Genomic DNA, 18,972 nt, shown 5'->3' with positions numbered 1-18,972 from the left:
TGGGTGCATGCAACGCAACGTTGCATGCACCCATTTCCTGGAATCTTGGACTCCCTAGGCAAGTACCTGGCGCTTGGAGGAAATGACGCCGGTATTGAATCCAGCCAGGCGCAGGCCGCCGTGGAAGCGGGCGTGCTCGATCTTCACGCAGCGGTCCATGACCACATTCATGCCCGCGGCCTCGGCGCGCCGGGCCACTTCCTCATGCCAGGATCCCAGCTGCAGCCACAGGGTCTTCGCGCCTACGGCCAGGGCCTCGTCCAGCACGGTAGGCAGGTCATCGTGCTTGCGGAAAACCTCGACCAGGTCCGGGGTCTCCGGCAGATCGGCCAGCGACTTGTACACCGGCTGGCCCAGGATCTCATCGAGTACCGGGTTGATGAAATACACCTTGTACTTGGAGGAGGAGAGCAGGTAGGTAGCCACGAAATAGCTGGCGCGCGATGGCTTGTTCGAGGCACCGACAATGGCGATGGACTTGGTGTCGCGCAGGATCTCCAGGCGCTGTGCGGCTCCAGGGCCTTCCCAAGCGGTATCAACGGCAGTCATTAGATTGCTCCCTTCGAAGCGGTTGGCAATGCGCAGGCGGAACCATCATAGGCCGGAGCCTCGAACCCTGCGGCGGAAGCGGCAATCGCTTCCTGCGAAGCGGCCAGCGCCTGGTCCAGATCCCAGAGGATGTCCTCGACATCTTCCAGTCCTACCGACAGCCGGATCAGATCTTCTGGCACGCCAGCGGAGACCAGCTGCTCGGCGCTCAGCTGCTGGTGGGTGGTGGAGGCCGGGTGCAGCACCAGGGTGCGGGCATCGCCGATGTTGGCCAGGTGGCTGGCCAGCTGCAGGGCTTCGATGAACTTCGAGCCGGCTTCGCGCCCGCCCTTCACTCCGAAGCTGAAGACCGAGCCGACGCCCATGGGCAGCAGCTCCTTGGCCTGCGCGTGCTGCGGGTGGGATTCCAGGCCGGCATAGTTCACGTAGGTCACACGCTCATCGGCCTGCAACCAGGCAGCGACCTGCTTCGCGTTGGACAGGTGGTTGTCCATGCGCTGCGGCAAGGTCTCCAGGCCCTGCAGCAATTGGAATGCGGACTGGGCCGGCAGAGCCGGTCCGAAGTCGCGCAGCTGTTCGCTGCGCAGCTTGGTCAGGAAGCCGTACTCGCCGAAGTTGTCCCACCAGGAGACGTTGCCGTAGCTGGCAACCGGTTCGGTCATGGTGGGGAACTTGCCATTGCCCCAGTTGAACTTGCCCGACTCGATGACCACGCCGCCCAGGGTGGTGCCGTGCCCGCCGATGAACTTGGTGGCCGAGTGGATCACGATGTCCGCGCCGTGCTCGATAGGGCGCAGGATGTACGGGGGAGTGAGCGTCGAATCGACTACCAGCGGGAGATTGTGGCGGTGCGCCACCTCGGCCAGGCCCTTCAGGTCAGCGATGTCGCCGGACGGGTTGGCCACCACCTCGGTGTAGACGGCCTTGGTGTTTTCCTGGATCGCCGCTTCGAAGTCGGCGGGATCATTGGAGTCGATGAAAGTGGTGTTGATGCCGAAGCGGCGCAGCGAGACATCGAGCTGGGTGATGGTGCCGCCATAGAGCTTCGAAGAAGCCACAATGTGGTCGCCTGACTGGGCCAAGGCCGCGAAGGTGACGAATTCCGCGGCCATGCCCGAGCCGGTGGCTACCGCTCCGATGCCGCCTTCCAGCGAAGCCATGCGCTCTTCGAAAGCCGCTACGGTCGGGTTGCCGATACGCGAGTAGATGTTGCCGTACTTCTGCAGGGCAAAGAGGTTGGCCGCATCGTCGGCGTCCTTGAAGACGAACGAAGTGGTCTGGTAGATCGGCACTGCGCGTGAGCCATGCTCGGCATCGGGGGTGCCTCCGGCATGCAATGCGCGGGTGCGGAATCCAAACTTGTGATCTGCCATGGTGGCTTACGACTCCTTGTCGATTGGGGTTTCGCGGGCACCGTAGGGCGGGCCGCGATCGAGGCAGGAATCCCGGAATCAATGTCGCTTCCTGCTGTGGTCCAACGGGTAGGCGGCTGCATCGTTTCTGGCGGTAGCACCGTAACCACCGGATGTGGCAGGTTGCTGCGGCGTCATCGAACCAGATCTCTCAACCGCTCGGGATGGTGTAATAATCTTCGCAACATGACCGTTCTTGACCCAACTATGAGTCGTAACGTTGCGTATTGGACGTAATGCCGGAGATTCTTCGATACCTGTTACCCCGGTTAGGCTGGAGCCATGGATACTTCGCTGGCACTGGTGCGACACGGGCAGACCGATTGGAACCTTGCAGGGCGCCTGCAGGGGCGTACCGATATCCCGTTGAACGACACCGGGCGCGAGCAAGCTCGCGAGGTCGGGCGCCAGCTGATCGGCCAGAACTGGTCGCTGGTACTTGCTTCGCCCTTGGAACGTGCCCGGGAAACTGCCGCGCTGATTGCCCAGCAGATCGGGGCCGAGACGGGGAACGCCGTTCCGGAACTCATTGAACGCGGCTTCGGCCCGCTGGAAGGCCGGATCATGGCCGAGGTCAGCGGAGCGGAATCGGCTGCTGCCAAGGACCTGCGTGAGCCGCGTGCCCAGATCTTGAGCCGTGCGGTGCCAGCGCTGCTGGACTTGGCCAGCAGGCATGCCGGGCGCAAGGTCATGATTGTCAGCCATGGGGCCACCATGCGCACCATCCGCGACGCATTGGCCGGAACCACGGATCCCCAAGGCGTGGAAAATGGCGAAATGCTCCACCTGGACTTGATCCGCCTTGAGCAGATCGCCAGCGAATTGGATCTGGTGGCATTCTAGGAATCCATGGGTATCTGCGTGAAGGAATTTTTTTCGTTCACGCCTCACAAAATGGTCTCCTCGTACGTTTACATGGTGAGAAGCCATGAAGGCGCAAAATTCCAGGAGAGCCATGCAAGCACCGTTCGAGCGGATAGTCCAGGACTATGGACTCAACATCCTGCGCGTTTGCCGTGCCCTGCTTGATGAGCATCGCGCGCAAGACGCCTGGTCCGAAACGTTCCTTGCCGCGCTCAAGGCGTACCCGCAACTGCCGGAGGACGCCAATGTCCTGGCATGGCTAGTGCGTATTGCCCGGAACAAAGCCATTGACGAGTTGCGCAGGAACAAGCCGGAAATCCTCATCGGCCAAGACGTGGACAGCCTGGCCCCATCGGCCCAACGGCCGGATCTGCAGTTGGAAAACCTGCAGCTGTGGCATGAGGTGAACCAGCTTCCTGGCAAGCAGCGGCAGGTGGTGGCCTACCGCTACCTGGGCGGAATGAGCTACGCGCAAATTGCCGGAATCCTTTCCGGCACCGAAGCTGCCGCCCGGCGTTCGGGCGCCGATGGGATCAAGAATCTGCGGGCCCGGATGGATGACCAAGAACTATGGCGGGAGCAGCCATGAACGGAAAAAATTATCGGCAGCAGGCTACGGCCGCTGAAGCGCAAGTCCTCGACTCGCTGCAGGACCGGCTCGTTGAACGGGCCCGTGCACGGGAACTTGTTGATGTTGCCTATCGCGTGGTCGATAGCCCCGTGGGGGCCTTGCTGCTGGCCAGTACCGATGCCGGGCTGGTCCGGGTCGCTTTTGAATCCGAAGGCCATGACCGGATTCTGGAGGTGCTCTCGGAAAGGCTCAGCCCGCGGATCCTGCGCGACAAGTCGAGCTTGGATGGTGCCGTCCGGCAGCTGGATGAGTATTTCGCGGGCCAGCGGCATGGCTTCGATCTTCCGGTGGACTTGCAGCTCTCCACCGAGTTCCGCCGCCAGGTGCAGCTGGAACTGGGTCATATCGATTACGGGCGTACCCTGAGCTACGCCCAGCTGGCGCAGCAGATCGGCAAGCCGAAGGCGGTGCGGGCCGTCGGTTCAGCCTGCGCCACCAACCCGATTCCCATCGTGCTGCCCTGCCATCGGGTGCTGCGCACCGATGGTTCATTGGGCGGCTACCTGGGAGGCTTGGAAGCCAAGTCCGAGCTGCTGAAGCTGGAGAACCCGGACTTCGCCAGCGGCGCCGCGACGCTGTTCTGACGGGCAGTTCCCGCATGAAACAAGTGCTGGGCTGCTGCCTCCCTTGCGGGAAGCAGCAGCCCAGCACTAATTGCTACGGGCTCGCGGCCCAGCAGCTGCTACTTGCTGCGCAGTTCGAAGCGATCTGCGTCCATGAGCTTGGCCCAAGCGGAGGCGAAGTCATTGACGAACTTCTCCTTGGCATCATCCGAAGCGTAAACCTCGGCCAGTGCACGCAGCTCGGAGTTGGCACCGAACACCAGATCCACGCGGCTGCCGGTCCAGCGGCCATCGGTGGTGGTGTAGGTCTGCTCGTCAGCGGATGGGGTCCATTCCAACCCCAGCTCCAGCAGGTTCGCGAAGAAGTCGTTGGTCAACGCGCCTGGGGTGTCGGTGAAGACGCCCAAGTTGGAACCGTCCCAGTTATTGCCGATGACGCGCAGTCCACCGAGCAGTACGGTCGCTTCCGGTGCCGAGAGGCCCAGCAGATTCGCGCGGTCGATCAGCAAGTACTCGCTAGGCAGCTTGACGAAGCCCGAGTCGTAGTTGCGGAATCCGTCGGAAACTGGTTCCAGCCATGCGAACTGGTCAACGTCGGTTTGCTCCTGGGTTGCGTCTACGCGGCCCGGGGTGAATGGAACCTCGACCTGCTGGCCAGCTGCCAGGGCTGCCTGCTCGACTCCGACGTTGCCGGCTAGGACAACGACGTCCGCGAAGGAAGCCTTGATCCCGGAAGTGGCGTTGAAGTTGTCAACAATCTCTTCCAGCTTGGCAATTACCGGCTTGAGCTGCTCAGGCTGGTTCACGCTCCAGGAGACCTGTGGTTCCAGGCGGATGCGGCCGCCGTTAACGCCGCCGCGCTTATCCGAGGTGCGGAAGGTCGAAGCGGCCTTCCAAGCCGTGGATACCAGCTGCTGGACGGTCAGTCCCGAATCGTTGATCAGGGCTTTAAGTGCGGCAACTTCAGTTGCACCCAAGGTGGTCTGCGGAGCTGCTGGCAGTGGATCCTGCCAGAGCAGGTCCTCAGCAGGAACCTCTGGGCCGAAGTAGCGGGACTTCGGGCCCATGTCGCGGTGGGTCAGCTTGAACCATGCGCGGGCGAAGGCGTCTGCGAACTGGTCTGGGTTCTCCTTGAAGTTCTTGGAGATCGGGCCGTAGACCGGGTCGAAGCGCAGGGCCAGGTCGCTGGTAAGCATGCGTGGCTCGCGGTGTTCCAAGGTCTCGAATGCAGGCTGGACCAAGCCGGCTCCGCCATTGTTGACCGGGCGCCACTGCTTGGCGCCTGCTGGGGATTCGAACAGTTCCCATTCGTAGGCGAAGAGGATGTGGAAGAACTCGTTGTCCCAGCGGGTTGGGTGGTAGGTCCAGGTGACTTCAAGACCCGAGGACACGGTGTCCGCGCCCTTGCCGGTGCCGTGGCCGTTCTTCCAGCCCAGTCCCTGCATTTCAAGCGGAGCTGCTTCTGGATCCGGGCCGATCTTGTCATCGGCATGCGCGCCGTGGGTCTTGCCGAAGGTGTGGCCACCGGCGATCAGCGCGACGGTCTCCTCGTCGTTCATGCCCATGCGGCGGAAGGTTTCGCGGATGTCTACGGCCGAGGCCAGCGGATCCGGATTTCCGTCAGGACCCTCAGGATTCACGTAGATCAGGCCCATCTGCACTGCTGCCAGAGGAGCATCCAGGTCTCGCTTGCCGGTGTAGCGTTCGCTGTCCAGCCAGACCTTTTCCGGGCCCCAGTAGACATCGTCATCTGCTTCCCAAACGTCCTTGCGGCCGCCGGCGAAACCGAAGGTCTCGAAGCCCATGTCTTCCAGAGCCACGTTTCCAGCCAGCAGGATAAGGTCGGCCCAGGAAATCGACTGGCCGTACTTCTTCTTCACTGGCCACAGCAGGCGGCGAGCCTTGTCCAGCGAAACGTTGTCAGGCCACGAGTTCAGCGGAGCGAAGCGCTGCTGGCCTGCGCCGCCGCCGCCGCGGCCGTCGTGCGAGCGGTAGGTGCCTGCGGAGTGCCAAGCCATGCGGATGAAGAACGGGCCGTAGTGGCCGAAGTCTGCTGGCCACCAGTCGTGCGACTGGGTCATGATTTCGGTCAGGTCGGCTTTTACTGCCGACAAGTCGAGGGCATTGAAGGCTTCAATGTAGTCGAAGTTCTCGTCCAGCGGGTTGGAAACCTGCTGGTTCTTGGCCAGAATCCTCAGATTCAGCTTATTCGGCCACCATTCGGTGTTGGCATTGCCCTGGGTAGGGTGAATTCGACCCGCGCCGCCAACTACTGGGCACTGACCTGCAGTCATCTCAGACATGTGCTCTTTCCTTCCGGATTGTTTAGGGTTTATCTGGTTTTATCCATCGCACAGCAGCTGCGCTGATGACGATGGCAAATCTAGGGGTTTACTTAGACAGCAACTATGCGTTCGCAGCCTGGCAATCCGGGCAGGTGCCCCAATAGATCACTTCGGCTTCATCAATGCTGAACCCGTGGTCATTGGAAGCATGCAGGCACGGGGCGCCGCCGACAGCGCAGTCGACGTCCGCCAGCGTTCCGCACTGGCGGCACACCACATGGTGGTGATTGTCGCCAACGCGGGCTTCATAGCGGGCGGTATGGCCCTGTGGCTGTATCTGCCGAATGACACCCAGTTTCGTGAAGAGCCTGAGTGAATCGTAGACAGCTTGGTGCGACACATTGGGGTGATCTTCACGGACAGCCGAAATGATGGTTTCGGTATCCGCGTGCGGGTGCGCCGCGACGGCGGAAAGTACCGCAACGCGCGGTTGCGTGACCCGCATCGATGCCGCCTTCAGCACCTGCTCGATCCCTGCCTGTGATGTCATGTACCCAGCATGCCTGCTTATTTTGAATCAGTCAAGATAAGTTCCAGTGTATTTCGCGTTAAAAGTGGGTGGACTCCAGCTGACTGGTTGAATCGGTGCTTCATTAGTAAGTATTCCGTATGATGCATGTTCAAGCGTGATGTGCTTCTGGGGGAGGGAAATTACGAAATCGCAGACATTTCACCCGAAATAAGAAAGCGAATAGTGCGTGGTTTTATCTTGGGAAATATTGCGGTCCAATTGATGATTCCACGGGTTCGGGGAGCGAAAAACCCTGTGGGGCGAGGAAGCTCACATGGATGGCGCTGCCAGCGTAAACAATGTGATCCCGGGGTGCTGAAGATCCGGAAACGGCGAGAAATCAAGGATCTGATTTGACCCTTGATGAGATGTCGACCATGCTGGAAAAGGCCCATTTTGGGATTTATCGTGTCAAAATCGTGCTAAATCGAGTCAACTCGCAGGAATAATTCGCGGGATATTAGCGGAGAATAGTCGTTTCTTTCAGGCTGCTCCAACGCGAGATTTAGACACAGTGGACCGACACCCGAAAAGCAATTCGCAATCAATCACACTGCATGGCGATCGTTTACTCGAGAGGCGATGGCTCGGCAGATTCCGCCCGGATCTTATCCACGGGATCTCACCAGTGAAGGAAGACCGCAATGAAGCAGACGGATCAATCAATCGGCGACCTCGTTGAGGAACTGCATTCAGTTCGTCACAGACGACCTAAGAAGTACTCACTTTCCGGTACGGATTACTGGGTATTCGGAATCGCCGGCGCTCTAGCGCTGGCCTTTATCATTTGGGGTTTCGCTAGCCCCGAAGGGCTGGGCAAGGCCTCCAGCGCGGCCCTTGACTGGGTTATCACCAACACTGGCTGGCTTTTTGTCATTGCTGCCGCGGTTTTCGCGGTCTTCGCCATCGTCGTAGCGGCCAAGAACTTTGGACGCATCCCGCTGGGCAAGGACGGCGAGACGCCAAAGTTCTCCACGGTCTCGTGGATCTCGATGATGTTCGCAACCGGCATGGGCATCGGCTTGGTCTTCTACGGCGTGGGCGAGCCGCTGTACTTCTACATGTCGCCTCCTCCGGGAACGGTGGAAGGTTCCACCAGTGATGCATTGAGCACCGCTATGGGCACCACGCTCTTCCACTGGACCTTATTCCCATGGGCCATGTACGCCATCGTTGGCTTGGGCATGGCGTACGGCAGCTTCCGGCTGGGACGCCCCCAGCTGTTCTCAGCCATGTTCAGCTCGATCTTCGGCGACCGGGCCATCCATGGTTGGGGCGGGCGCACCATCAATATCCTGGCCATCATCGCCACCCTCTTCGGTTCGGCTTGTTCGCTGGGTCTGGGCGCATTGCAGATTGGCGGCGGCATCCAGGCCACCGGGATGATGGAGAAGGTCGGTTCCGGCGTTCTGGTTATCATCATTGGCATTCTGACCGCATTGTTTGTCGCTTCTGCCGTTTCCGGTATCGAGCGCGGTATCCAGTGGTTGTCCAACACCAACATGGTATTGGCACTGATCATCGCATTGATCGTTTTCATTGGCGGCCCAACTCTGTTCATCCTGAACGTCATTCCCGATGCCATTGGCGCTTTCATCGGCGACTTGCCAGAGATGGCCTCGCGTACGGCCGCCGGCGACGGTGCAATGTCTGATTGGCTGTCCTCGTGGACTGTCTTCTACTGGGCATGGTGGATCTCCTGGAGCCCATTCGTCGGCTTGTTCATCGCCCGCATTTCCCGTGGCCGCACTATTCGCCAGTTCGTTACCGGCGTGCTGCTTGTTCCATCCAGTGTCACCCTGATTTGGTTCGCAATCTTCGGCGGCGGCGCCATCGGTATTCAGGAACGCGCTGAACGCGCCGGGGAAACCGGGGAAAAGCTGGCCAGCATTGTTGATGGCGCACCAGACATCAACTTCGATTTGATCCTCTTCGACATGCTTGGCAGCCTCCCGCTGTCGGGCTGGATGGCTACCGTGCTGATGGTCGTCACCGTGCTGCTGATTGCGATCTTCTTCGTGACCGGCGCAGACTCGGCCTCGATCGTGATGGGTGCGCTCAGCGAACGCGGCGCTGAAGAGCCATCCAAGAAGGCCGTGATCTTCTGGGGCGTGGCCACCGGCGCTGTGGCCGCGGTGATGCTGCTGGCTGGCGGCGATCATCCGGCGGAGGCATTGACCGGGCTGAAGAACATCACTATTGTTTCGGCGCTGCCATTCGTGATTGTGATGCTCCTGCTCTGCGTGGCGTTGTGGAAGGACCTGAGCAAGGATCCGCTGGTGCTTCGCGGCAAGGTGGCTCGACAGGTCCTGGAACAGTCCGTGGGCCAGGCGGTTGACCGCCATGAGGGTGGCCAGTTCAGCTTGATGACCACCGAAATCCCTTTGGTCAGGGCCGAGGGCAGGGCCTCCGAAGTGAAGCTTTTCGCCACCGAAGCCACCGCTGACCCGGTGCAGGACGGCAAGGGCAGCGCGGGCGATGGCCAGAGCCAGAAGCCAACGGCCGGGGATTCCTAACCGGCAAATCAAATGAAGCTTCTTCCCCAGCCGGGGAAGAAGCTTCATTTGTTTAACCCCAAGGGGCTTGGGAGCAGCGATTAGCCGCGCGCGCGGCAGATCGCGTTGATCTCCGGAATGCACGGCTCATTCTGCAGGCTCGTTGTGTCGCCGAGCGTGGTGCCCTCGAACAGCTGGGTGAGCAGGCGGCGCATGATCTTGCCCGAACGGGTCTTGGGCACATCTGGAACCAAGACGATTTCCCGCGGCTTGGCAATCGGGCCGATCTGCACCGCGACGGTATCACGGAGTTCAGCAATGAACTCGGCCTGCCGTGCAACGAGCTGCTCGTCAGGCGACTCGGCAACCAGGGTCTTGTCCAGCGGTACCACGAAGGCGGTTGCAGCGTGTCCGGTCTTGGAATCCGGGGTGGGGCAGACGCCGGCTTCCACCACGCCGGGGTTGGTGACCAATGCCGATTCGATTTCAATGGTGGAAAGCCGGTGGCCGGAAATATTGATCACGTCGTCGGTGCGGCCCAGGATGTAGATATCGCCGTCCTCATCGAAGCGGGCACCGTCGCCAGCCAAGAACCAGCCTTGCTCTACGTATTGTTCCCAGTAGCTGGTGTAGTAGCGCGTCGGGTTGCCCCATACGGTACGGGCCATCGACGGGCCAGTGCGCGTGATGACAATATTGCCCTGCTGGTTGGCCGGCACGCTCAGGCCGCCATCGTCGACAATGTCCACCGAGATGCCCGGCAGCGCGCGTGCGGCGCAGCCTGGCTTGAAATGTCCATCGGTCGGCAGGGGGGAAAGCACGGTCGCGCCGGATTCGGACTGCCACCAGGTGTCAACCATCGGCAGTCCTGCTTCGCTGTCCCGGCCGATCTGCTGGCGGAACCATTTCCATGCCTCGGGATTGACGGCTTCACCCACAGTGCCGCCGATCTTCACCGAGGACAGATCGTATTGAGCGGGGATGCCGTCCGGGAACCAGCCCATCAACGAGCGGACCAAGGTGGGAGCGGTGTAGTAGCTGGTGACCTTGTAGCGTTCAATGACCTCGAAGTGGCGGCCCGGGTGCGGGGCGTTGGGGACGCCCTCGTAGATTACCTGGGTGACGCCATTGGCCAACGGGCCATAGATCTCGTAGGTATGCGCGGTGACCCAGGCGAGGTCGGCGGTGCACCAGTGCACGTCCTTGGCGCGCTGGGACTCGTCCGGGTTGGCGAACAGGAGGTTGTAGCTGGCGGCCGCCTGCGTCAGGTACCCGCCGGTGGTGTGAACCAAGCCCTTCGGCTGGCCGGTGGTTCCCGAGGTGTACATGATGAACAGCGGTGTTTCCGCATCGAATGCCTGCGCGTGGTGCTCGGTGGACTGGGTATCAACCACCTCATGCCACCAGATGTCGCGGCCCTCGGTCCACAGGATTTCGTCGCCGGTGCGGCGGATAACCAGGACCTTTTCGATTTCGTTCTCGCCGGCAACGGCCGCATCGGCGTTGCCTTTGACCGGAACCGAAGTGCCGCGGCGGAACTGGCCGTCGGTGGTGACCAGGACCTTTGCCTTGGTGTCCTCCACGCGGAACCTCAGCGCCTCGGCGGAGAACCCGCCGAAGACCAGCGAATGGATGGCGCCGATGCGGGCGCAAGCCAAGGTGATGACAATTGTTTCAATGAGCACCGGCAGGTAAATGAGCACGCGGTCGCCCTTCACCACACCCAGGGATTCCAAGGCGTTGGCTGCCTGGGAGACCCGCTCCTGCAAATTCTTGTAGGTGACGGCTACCCGGTCACCGGGCTCGCCTTCGAAATACAGTGCGACCTTCTGGCCGCGTCCCGCAGCTACATGGCGGTCGGCGCAGTTCACTGCGGCGTTCAGCTTGCCGCCGAGGTACCAAGAAATTTCCGGTCCGCGCTTGGCATCCGGATCGGCCGGAATGATGCGGCTGGTGGTGTGCCACGGGGTGTCCCAATCCAAGAGGTTCGCCGCTTCGTCCCAGAATTCCTGGCGTGCTGCCTCTGAAACTTGAGTTGAGGTTGTTGCCAATTCGGTGGTCATCGCAAACTTTCTTTGGTGAGGGGTAGTTTTGTCAGCGGGTACTAGCTGGTCCAGTTTCAGGTCCAGCGCTTGATAGCCCAACGTTCTGCTATCGACAGCAGGGCATCGGTGATCTTTCCAAAGACGGCCAGCAGCACGATGGTCATGATTAGGCGGTCCAATCGGCCGTTGTTCTGCGAGTCGGTGAGCAAGAAGCCAAGGCCCATTGACGCGCCGAGGAGTTCGGCTGCGACCAGGAAGAGCCAAGCTTGGGCTAGTGCCAAACGCAGTCCGGAGAAGATCGAAGGGACCACTGCGGGCAGCTGGACGGTGCGCAGCAGCTTCAGTCCCTTCAACCCGAAGGCGCGGGCTGCTTCGACCAGGTGGGCATCGACATGGCGCAACGCCAAGGCGACGGTGGTAAAGACCGGGAAGAAGGCACCAATGATCACGAGTGTGACCTTGGAATCTTCACCCATTTTCATCCAGAGCACCAGCAGCGGAACCCAAGCCAAGGAAGGGACTGCACGCAGGGCGCTGATGCTCAGTCCCAGAAATGCATCTGCCAATTTGGACAGCCCGACAAGCGCACCCAGCGCCAAGCCCAGCAATGATCCGAAGGCGAAACCGAGAAGAACACGCTGAGTGGAGATGCCGATGTGCTTTCCGAGTTCGCCATCCTGGAAGAGCTCAATGGCAGCAGAAACCACTGAACCCGGAGTTGGCAGTGTCCACGGAGCAACGATTCCGGTAACGGTGACAAATTGCCACACAGCCAGGGTGGTCAGCGGCAAGACCAGCGCAAGCAGCCATTTCGGGGCACGCAGGATCGTTGCGGCCATGCTGGCCTTCTGCTTGGCAGGTGTTTGGCTTCCGCGGGTTCCAGCCACGTTAGTGGGACTCATGGCTGGTTACTCTCCGGAGATCTTTGTTGCGTCTGCCTTGACGGCAAACTGGTCATCGATGAGGGTTTCCAGAGCTTCATCAACGGATTCCTGCTCCGAGACATCGCCGCTAGCGACCAGCGTGGGAGCAATCTTGCTCAGGACTCCAGTGAATTTGGCGTCGGGAACTGCCGGAACGTCCAGATTGGAGCGTTCCTCAATGACGGTGGCAGCAACTCCTGGTTCGAGCCCTGCTACGTCGGCCAGGATTTCTGCGGTTTCCTCGGGATGGTCAGCTGCCCAGCCACGAGCCTTTTCGTAGGCATCGACAACGAGCTGGGCGAGTTCGGGGCTCTGCTCAATGAAGTCTTCGCGAGCGTTCAGCGCACCGTAGGTGTTGAAATCCAAGTTCCGGTAAACCAGTTGCGCGCCGTCTTTTTCGGCAGCGGCCATGATCGGATCCAAACCGCTCCAGGCATCAACCGAGCCGTTGGCCAGGGCGGTACGTCCATCGGCATGCTGGAGGTTCTGCAGCTTGATGTCAGCTTCACTCAAGCCCGCGGATTCCAGCGCCTGCAGCAGGAAGAAGTATGGGTCGGTGCCCTTTGTAGCGGCCACGGTCTTGCCAGCGAGATCTTCAACGGACTCGATTTTCGAGTCCTTATCCACTACCAGGGCCGCCCATTCCGGCTGCGAATACAGTGCGATGGTCTTGATGGGTGCACCGTTCGAACGGTTCAGGAGCGCAGCGGAACCGGCTGTGGAACCAACATCGATTGCGTCGGCGCGAAGAGCTTCATTGGCCTTGTTGGAACCAGCGGACTGGATCCATTCGACATTTACGCCCTGCTCCTTGGCGGCTGCTTCCAACCATCCCTTTTCCTTGAGCACCAGGCTCAGCGGGTTGTATGTGGCAAAGTCGATGGACAGGGTCTGGCCATCCGAGGAGGCTGTAGCGTTTTCGCCAGCACAGCCGGTCAGGGCAATTGCGCCAACGAGCAAGGCGGCGGCGGACAATGCAGTGCGGCGGGTGAGACGGTTCAAAAGCATGGAGAATCCTAGAATTGTGCGTGCAAGCGGTGTAGGTGAAAGGCAAAGAGGCCGCCGAATGGTTCGGACCCCACGGCGTGCCCGGGACTAATGGTTGGTTGGGTCGACGCCGAGCAGGCGCAATAGGTGCAGACGATCTGCAACGAACTTTTCATCGGTATGCCGGCGTGGATGCCCAGCTGAGATGGACAGATCTTCGATGACGCCCGCTGCACTATGCTCAGCGCCTCGCCCCAGAACAATCACGCGGTCAGCCAAAGTCAACGCCTCGTCCACATCATGGGTCACCATGAGAACGGTGGTGGGGAACGATGCGTGAATCGAGAGCAGCAGATCCTGCATCTTCAAGCGTGTCAGCGCATCGAGGGCGCCGAAGGGTTCATCAAGAAGCAATACACCCGGGCGCCGAGCCAGCGCGCGAGCCAGCGAAACCCGCTGCGCCATGCCTCCGGAGATCTCTCGTGGGCGCAAGCTGGCTGCATGGCTCAGACCGGTCAGCTCGATCAACTCATCGATCAGCGAGTTGCCGGCGCGCTTATCGGTTTCCGGTGCCAGGCCCAGTGCAATGTTCTGGCGAACCGAGCGCCATGGCAGCAGCCGGGGCTCCTGGAAGGCAACGGCGCATAACTCGTTGATGCCGGTGACCTCGCGGGTGCCGGTGCGGATGGTGCCGGTGGTGGGTTGGTCCAAGCCCGATACTGAACGCAGCAGCGTGGATTTTCCGCAACCGCTGGCTCCAAGAATGGCCACGACTTGACCTGCTGGAATTTGCAGGTTGATATCGGCCAGGACCGTGAGGCTTTCCATCTTGGTGGTGAAGGTCCGCGACACGTTGCTGAACTGCACACCCAGGGCGCTTGAAGCTGAGACAACGGGAGCTGCCTCGGGCGCTGCAAAGGAAAGAGTCATGTTCATCTCCATCGGTCCTGGCGGTAGCACCGGCCTGCAGAGCAAAACTCCAAAGGTGGTTGCTGCGGCGTCAACGAGCCAGATCTCTCGGCCGCTCGGGATGGTTACGTGTCCATTACAACGAGTCGAACGATTTGAACGCAAATCTCGCGTAATATGAAAAAATCTTCGACAACTACGTCACATTGCCCAGAAATTTCGTTATTTATTTTATTGCAGGCCGGTTTGCTCGACATTAAGCAAAACTTTGCAACTCATCTTCGGCAGGACACGGATTAGGCTGTGAAATTTGAAGATGGGCACTTCCGGCACTGGGACGAAATGTGACTTCGCGGGTTGGAATCACCGGTTTATTACCGTTACAAATGAATTACGACCCATCCAGAGCGGCTGAGAGATCTGGCTCCACGACGCCGCAGCAACCACCCCAATAGCGGGACGGTGCTACCGCCAGGACCGATGGAAAGAATTGAGAACCCTGATGCCTATTGGTGAATCGCACAATGCCCTCGGACTGGACTTCAACCAGCTCAGTGACCCTTCGCAGGCCACCGCAATGGACCTGGACAAGTTTGAAGAACAGTTGCCGACTAGGCAATTGCTGAAAATCACCCCCGGACCAAGTGCGGATGAGCAATACGACCGGCTGGCCGAAATCTTCCGTCCCGTTTTTGCGCAGATCGCCGCAACCGCCAAGGACCGCGACTTGAACCGCGTGCTTCCTTTCGAGCAGGTAGGCCTGCTGAACCGCGAGCGCTTCGGTGCGCTGCGCCTTTCCGTTGCCGACGGGGGCTACGGCGCACGGCTGGTGGATGTCTTCCGCCTGCTCATCGAGCTGTCCGAGGCGGACTCCCACGTTGGCCAGCTGTGGCGTGCGCATATCGCATTCGTCGAGAACGTCTTGGCGATGGAGGACGAAGAGCTGCGCAAGAAGTGGGTCGCTCGCATCGCTGCCGGGCAGATTATCGGCAACGCCTACACCGAACGCGGTGGCAACGCCCTGGGCACCTTGAACACCAAGGCCAGCACCGTGGACGGGCGCTGGGTGATCGACGGTGAAAAGTACTACTGCACCGGCACCATTTTTGCCGACTGGACCACCGTTGCCGTGGCCCACCCGGAGCTCGCCGGCCGCCAGATCGCCGTGGTCTCCACCCAGCGCAGCGGCGTCAAGATCCTCGACGACTGGGATGGGTTCGGCCAGGGCCTCACCGGAACCGGCACCACCGAATTCCACCAGGTCCCGGTGGATTGCTTCATGCCGCAGCAGACCAATGACTCCGAAGCGGCGATCTTCCAGCTGGTCCTCATGGCCGTGCAGGCGGGCATCGCCCGCGCCGCATTGAACGACCTGCGTCACGCGGTGCAGGCGCGCACCCGCATCTTCACCACTGGAACCGGGGTGCCGGTATACCAGGAACCCCAGGTCCTCCAGCTGGTGGGCGAAGTTTCCGCGGAGTCCTTCGCTGCCGACTCCGTGGTGATCGGCGCAGTCCTTGAAGTTGAAGCCGCCCTGGGCGATCCGGGACTGAACGACGAGGAACGCTACGCCGTATGCGAGCTGGCCGCCAACCGCGCGCAAACCGTGGTGCAGCCACTGGCCATCGGCGTGACCAGCAAGCTCTTCGACGCACTGGGAGCCTCTTCCACCAGAAGCGGCTGCAACCTGGACCGGCACTGGCGCAATGCGCGCACCATCGCCACCCATAACCCAGCGATCTACAAGGCGCGCATCGTCGGGGACTACGAGATCAACGGGGTCCAGCCGCAGCGGCTGTCCGTCACCGGCGAAGATTCGACCCAGCGGGCCTGAGGGCCTGCGACGCACACCAGCAACTTTCCACGATTACCAACCTATGGGGGCAAAGCCATGAGCGAGAACAAGCGCGAGATCCTATTCAACGCATTCGACATGAACTGCGTGGTGCACCAGTCGCCGGGCCTGTGGCGCCATCCGCAGGACAAGGCCTCGACCTACAACACCCTGGGCTACTGGACCCACCTGGCCAAGGTGCTGGAAAAGGGGAAGTTCGACGGGCTGTTCCTTGCCGACGTGCTGGGCACCTACGACGTGTACAAGGGCACCAACGTGACCCCGCTGGGCTCCGGCGCGCAGGCGCCGGTCAACGACCCGATGATGCTGGTTTCCGCCATGGCCGCCGTGACCGAGAACCTCGGCTTCGGCGTCACCGCGGGCACCGCCTATGAGCACCCGTACGCTTTCGCCCGCCGCTTGGCCACCCTGGACCACCTGACCAACGGCCGCGTGGGTTGGAATGTCGTCACCGGCTACCTTCCCTCGGCCGCCCGCAATATGGGCCAGGAAGACCAGATGGAGCACGACGAGCGCTACAACCACGCCGATGAGTACCTCGAGGTGGTCTACAAGCTGCTCGAGGGCTCGTGGGAAGACGACGCGGTGCAGAACAACAAGGAAACCGGTGTCTACACCGACCCGGCCAAGGTGCACCCGATCGAGCACGAGGGCAAGTACTTCAAGGTCCCGGGCATCGCCATCACCGAGCCGTCCACCCAGCGCACCCCGGTGATCTACCAGGCCGGCGCCTCCAAGCGCGGCACCGAATTCGCCGCGTCGAACGCCGAAGCGATCTTCGTGAATTGCCCTACCCGCGACCTGCTCAAGGAAGCGGTCAGCAAGATCCGCGACGCTGCCGAGGCCGCTGGGCGTGGCCGTTACGACATCAAGGTCTTCGCCATGCAGACCATCATTACCGCGGAAACCTCGGAACTTGCCCAGGCGAAGTTCGAGGATTACAGCTCCTACGTGGATATCGAGGGGTCGCTTGCACTGCTTTCGGGGTGGACCGGCATCGACATGTCCGTCTACGGACCAGACGATGTCATCGGCGACGACGTGAAGTCCAACGCCATCCAGTCCTCGGTGGAGACCTTCAAGAAGGCCAGCGGCGATACCGGAAAGCCATGGACCATCCGCCAGCTGGCCGAATGGATCGGCGTGGGCGGATTCGGCCCGGTCTCCGTCGGTTCGGGTGCCGAGGTAGCCGAGAAGCTCATCGACTGGGTGGACTACACCGATGTTGATGGCTTCAACCTCGCCTATGCTGTCACTCCAGGCACCTTCGAGGACGTTGTCGAATACGTGGTTCCCGAGCTGCAGGCGCGCGGGGTCTACAAGACCGAATACGCCGAGGGCTCGCTGCGCCACAAGCTGTTCGGCGAGGGGGACCGCGTGAAGGACACCCACCGCGCAGCCCAGTACAAGATCGCCAACCGGATGGCCGCGCAGGCCTGATATGTGCCCGTAATTGTCAAGTAGGCATGGGTTAGCACCCGCTTGGCTGGATTGCCGAGCGGGTGCTTTTCACCTCCCTGATCGACCCGGTGGTGCGGCGTGTCTTGGTGACGCGTGGTCAGTCTGACATACGCGGGTTGGTTACCGCATGACCCTGTTTCGGCGAGAGCAACCAGCTTGTCTAGGATCGAGCGTGGCACCTCTTGGGATGCTGCTCATAGGCCTTCCGCTGATGCGCTCTTCACGCTGCATGCTCCACTTAGCATGATATGAGAGGCGAGTCTTGCAGAATTATTCGTCCATCACGGCCAATGACCAGCACCAACCGGCAAGTTCACGGGCAATCGCGGTGCACGCGACGGTGTGCTTCTTCTTGTGGCTGGCCAGGGTATTCCACCGCTGGTTCAGGCGCCGATTCCCGGCATCGCCCCGTGCCGCTGCCTGGGCCGATGCCTTGGCCCACCGGTCGGTCATGGTTTTCCCCGGCTGGTACCGCGGTTTGTGATGCCATGCAGCCTCGACGAGCAGCCGGCGGGCATGGGTGTTCCCGGTCTTCGTGATCCCGCCCAAGGACCTGCTGGTCCCCGAGGAATATTCGCTGGGCACCAGGCCAAGATAGGACGCAATGGTGCGGCCGGTGAATCGATCCCAGTCACCGAGCTCGACTGCGAGAGCGAACCCGGTCAGGGTGTTGATGCCACGCAGGCAGCACAGCCTGTTGGTCACGGCAGTGAACTGGGATTCGGCAGCCATCTTGTTGATTTGCTCATCGAGCCGGTCACGCCGGGCAAGACCGAAAGTGGCCGCATCGAAGGCAGCGTCGAAGGCCGCCAACGTTCCGGTGCCAAGGCTTGCGAGCTCGTTTTTCCTGATACGCCGCAGCCATGCCTCATGCCTGGAGCCCCAGCACGTACTGCCGTCATAGATGAAGCTATGGCGCAGCAGGAGCTTCGAGAGCCGATGCCTGCACATCATCAGCTCAACCCTGGCGTCCTCGCGTGCTCGGACGAGGTCTCTGGCGGATTCCTCGACGAGCGTCGGCACGCGCACTGCCACGAGTTCATCGACTTTGATCAGTCGTGCCAGCAGCAGGGCATCGCGGGCATCGGTTTTGACCTTGTCCCCGGAAAGGCGCAGGAGCTTCGACGGGGCCGCGACGGTCACCGGGTAGTTCATGCCCGCGAGGGTGCGGGCGAGGCTGAATCCGGTAGGACCGGCTTCGTAGGCGACCGCGACGGGTCCGTGGTCGGCAGCGATCCCGTTGATCCATGTCGTGATGGCTTCGTTCCCGCCGGGGAGTTTCGCTTCGAGGACTTCACCCGTGCGGGTGTCGAGGGCTGTTGCGCGGATGGATCGTGCGTGCACATCCAGTCCGATCGCAGTACGCTGGGTAAACATCAGGGCCTCCGCTGCATGTCGGCATCCCCGAGCCGTTCTCGGGGA

The 18,972-nt window shown here is 61.1% G+C and carries 15 protein-coding genes and 3 riboswitches; of the genes, 6 read left to right on the top strand and 9 right to left on the bottom strand.

Annotated elements, in window-relative coordinates:
- Positions 1 to 54: 54 nt before the first annotated feature.
- Both ACIOTL_RS13815 and ACIOTL_RS13810 read right to left on the bottom strand, forming a co-directional pair.
- Positions 55 to 549 (bottom strand): CoA-binding protein, encoded by a 495-nt coding sequence (locus ACIOTL_RS13815; RefSeq protein WP_105657946.1) that lies wholly within the window; start codon positions 547 to 549, stop codon positions 55 to 57.
- Positions 549 to 1,922, bottom strand: coding sequence for an O-acetylhomoserine aminocarboxypropyltransferase/cysteine synthase family protein (locus ACIOTL_RS13810; RefSeq protein ID WP_400343151.1), 1,374 nt, complete (start codon positions 1,920 to 1,922; stop codon positions 549 to 551). Before ACIOTL_RS13810 ends, ACIOTL_RS13815 begins: the two co-directional genes overlap by 1 nt.
- 115 nt (positions 1,923 to 2,037) lie before the next feature.
- Positions 2,038 to 2,132, bottom strand: a riboswitch (SAM riboswitch).
- 111 nt (positions 2,133 to 2,243) lie between these two features.
- Here ACIOTL_RS13810 and ACIOTL_RS13805 point away from each other — a divergent pair.
- The 3 genes from ACIOTL_RS13805 to ACIOTL_RS13795 all read left to right on the top strand — a co-directional run bounded on the left by ACIOTL_RS13805 (position 2,244) and on the right by ACIOTL_RS13795 (position 4,040).
- Positions 2,244 to 2,804: a histidine phosphatase family protein gene (locus tag ACIOTL_RS13805; RefSeq protein WP_400343149.1), complete on the top strand. Its 561-nt coding sequence runs from the start codon at positions 2,244 to 2,246 to the stop codon at positions 2,802 to 2,804.
- Between the two features lie 112 nt (positions 2,805 to 2,916).
- Complete coding sequence (locus ACIOTL_RS13800) at positions 2,917 to 3,414, top strand: RNA polymerase sigma factor (protein ID WP_400343147.1); 498 nt, start codon at positions 2,917 to 2,919, stop codon at positions 3,412 to 3,414.
- Positions 3,411 to 4,040 carry a methylated-DNA--[protein]-cysteine S-methyltransferase gene (locus ACIOTL_RS13795; protein WP_332488328.1) on the top strand — a complete coding sequence of 210 codons (630 nt, stop codon included), beginning with the start codon at positions 3,411 to 3,413 and terminating at the stop codon, positions 4,038 to 4,040. The genes ACIOTL_RS13800 and ACIOTL_RS13795 overlap by 4 nt, the downstream gene beginning before the upstream one ends.
- Before the next feature lie 98 nt (positions 4,041 to 4,138).
- On the opposite strand, the gene katG is transcribed toward ACIOTL_RS13795, so the two are convergent.
- Complete coding sequence (gene katG / locus ACIOTL_RS13790) at positions 4,139 to 6,322, bottom strand: catalase/peroxidase HPI (protein WP_105657950.1); 2,184 nt, start codon at positions 6,320 to 6,322, stop codon at positions 4,139 to 4,141.
- Positions 6,323 to 6,425: 103 nt separating this feature from the next.
- Positions 6,426 to 6,854 (bottom strand): Fur family transcriptional regulator, encoded by a 429-nt coding sequence (locus ACIOTL_RS13785; protein ID WP_388024594.1) that lies wholly within the window; start codon positions 6,852 to 6,854, stop codon positions 6,426 to 6,428.
- Positions 6,855 to 7,519: 665 nt separating this feature from the next.
- Here ACIOTL_RS13785 and ACIOTL_RS13780 point away from each other — a divergent pair.
- Positions 7,520 to 9,391: a BCCT family transporter gene (locus ACIOTL_RS13780; protein WP_400343146.1), complete on the top strand. Its 1,872-nt coding sequence runs from the start codon at positions 7,520 to 7,522 to the stop codon at positions 9,389 to 9,391.
- Positions 9,392 to 9,471: 80 nt separating this feature from the next.
- On the opposite strand, the gene acs is transcribed toward ACIOTL_RS13780, so the two are convergent.
- The 4 genes from acs to ACIOTL_RS13760 all read right to left on the bottom strand — a co-directional run bounded on the left by acs (position 9,472) and on the right by ACIOTL_RS13760 (position 14,255).
- Positions 9,472 to 11,433 (bottom strand): acetate--CoA ligase, encoded by a 1,962-nt coding sequence (gene acs / locus ACIOTL_RS13775; protein WP_400343145.1) that lies wholly within the window; start codon positions 11,431 to 11,433, stop codon positions 9,472 to 9,474.
- Between the two features lie 56 nt (positions 11,434 to 11,489).
- Positions 11,490 to 12,254, bottom strand: coding sequence for an ABC transporter permease (locus ACIOTL_RS13770; protein ID WP_388024657.1), 765 nt, complete (start codon positions 12,252 to 12,254; stop codon positions 11,490 to 11,492).
- Between the two features lie 69 nt (positions 12,255 to 12,323).
- Positions 12,324 to 13,346, bottom strand: coding sequence for an aliphatic sulfonate ABC transporter substrate-binding protein (locus ACIOTL_RS13765; RefSeq protein ID WP_400343143.1), 1,023 nt, complete (start codon positions 13,344 to 13,346; stop codon positions 12,324 to 12,326).
- 87 nt (positions 13,347 to 13,433) lie between these two features.
- Entirely contained in the window at positions 13,434 to 14,255 is an 822-nt protein-coding gene (locus tag ACIOTL_RS13760) for an ABC transporter ATP-binding protein (protein WP_400343141.1), read from the bottom strand.
- A 5-nt stretch (positions 14,256 to 14,260) separates the two neighbouring features.
- A riboswitch (SAM riboswitch) is annotated at positions 14,261 to 14,362 on the bottom strand.
- 267 nt (positions 14,363 to 14,629) lie between these two features.
- Positions 14,630 to 14,721, top strand: a riboswitch (SAM riboswitch).
- Positions 14,722 to 14,736: 15 nt separating this feature from the next.
- Here ACIOTL_RS13760 and ACIOTL_RS13755 point away from each other — a divergent pair.
- Both ACIOTL_RS13755 and ACIOTL_RS13750 read left to right on the top strand, forming a co-directional pair.
- On the top strand, positions 14,737 to 16,068 hold the full coding sequence (locus ACIOTL_RS13755) for an acyl-CoA dehydrogenase (RefSeq protein ID WP_400343139.1): 1,332 nt from the start codon (positions 14,737 to 14,739) through the stop codon (positions 16,066 to 16,068).
- Between the two features lie 57 nt (positions 16,069 to 16,125).
- The gene (locus ACIOTL_RS13750; RefSeq protein ID WP_400343137.1) at positions 16,126 to 17,529 is read left to right on the top strand and encodes an LLM class flavin-dependent oxidoreductase; all 1,404 of its coding nucleotides are present in this window, start codon (positions 16,126 to 16,128) and stop codon (positions 17,527 to 17,529) included.
- Between the two features lie 291 nt (positions 17,530 to 17,820).
- Here the strand turns inward: ACIOTL_RS13750 and ACIOTL_RS13745 are convergent, their stop codons facing one another.
- A complete protein-coding gene (locus ACIOTL_RS13745) occupies positions 17,821 to 18,927 on the bottom strand; it encodes an IS110 family transposase (RefSeq protein WP_400343135.1) in 1,107 nt (368 codons plus the stop codon).
- Positions 18,928 to 18,972: the final 45 nt, after the last annotated feature.

Source organism: Glutamicibacter sp. NPDC087673 (genome assembly GCF_044743255.1).
In the GTDB taxonomy this organism is placed as follows: domain Bacteria; phylum Actinomycetota; class Actinomycetes; order Actinomycetales; family Micrococcaceae; genus Glutamicibacter.
The sequence above is the reverse complement of the archived record's forward strand: the minus strand, read 5'-3'. Positions and strand labels throughout refer to the sequence as shown.

Bases quoted from the DNA above. Each gene is read 5' to 3' on its own strand.
- ACIOTL_RS13785 (WP_388024594.1), bottom strand. From the start codon at position 6,854: ATGACATCACAGGCAGGGATCGAGCAGGTGCTGAAGGCGGCATCGATG.
- ACIOTL_RS13800 (WP_400343147.1), top strand. From the start codon at position 2,917: ATGCAAGCACCGTTCGAGCGGATAGTCCAGGACTATGGACTCAACATC.
- ACIOTL_RS13760 (WP_400343141.1), bottom strand. From the start codon at position 14,255: ATGACTCTTTCCTTTGCAGCGCCCGAGGCAGCTCCCGTTGTCTCAGCT.
- ACIOTL_RS13755 (WP_400343139.1), top strand. From the start codon at position 14,737: ATGCCTATTGGTGAATCGCACAATGCCCTCGGACTGGACTTCAACCAG.
- ACIOTL_RS13745 (WP_400343135.1), bottom strand. From the start codon at position 18,927: ATGTTTACCCAGCGTACTGCGATCGGACTGGATGTGCACGCACGATCC.
- ACIOTL_RS13780 (WP_400343146.1), top strand. From the start codon at position 7,520: ATGAAGCAGACGGATCAATCAATCGGCGACCTCGTTGAGGAACTGCAT.
- ACIOTL_RS13810 (WP_400343151.1), bottom strand. From the start codon at position 1,922: ATGGCAGATCACAAGTTTGGATTCCGCACCCGCGCATTGCATGCCGGA.
- ACIOTL_RS13795 (WP_332488328.1), top strand. From the start codon at position 3,411: ATGAACGGAAAAAATTATCGGCAGCAGGCTACGGCCGCTGAAGCGCAA.
- ACIOTL_RS13750 (WP_400343137.1), top strand. From the start codon at position 16,126: ATGAGCGAGAACAAGCGCGAGATCCTATTCAACGCATTCGACATGAAC.
- ACIOTL_RS13765 (WP_400343143.1), bottom strand. From the start codon at position 13,346: ATGCTTTTGAACCGTCTCACCCGCCGCACTGCATTGTCCGCCGCCGCC.
- ACIOTL_RS13815 (WP_105657946.1), bottom strand. From the start codon at position 549: ATGACTGCCGTTGATACCGCTTGGGAAGGCCCTGGAGCCGCACAGCGC.
- katG (WP_105657950.1), bottom strand. From the start codon at position 6,322: ATGTCTGAGATGACTGCAGGTCAGTGCCCAGTAGTTGGCGGCGCGGGT.
- acs (WP_400343145.1), bottom strand. From the start codon at position 11,433: ATGACCACCGAATTGGCAACAACCTCAACTCAAGTTTCAGAGGCAGCA.
- ACIOTL_RS13770 (WP_388024657.1), bottom strand. From the start codon at position 12,254: ATGGCCGCAACGATCCTGCGTGCCCCGAAATGGCTGCTTGCGCTGGTC.
- ACIOTL_RS13805 (WP_400343149.1), top strand. From the start codon at position 2,244: ATGGATACTTCGCTGGCACTGGTGCGACACGGGCAGACCGATTGGAAC.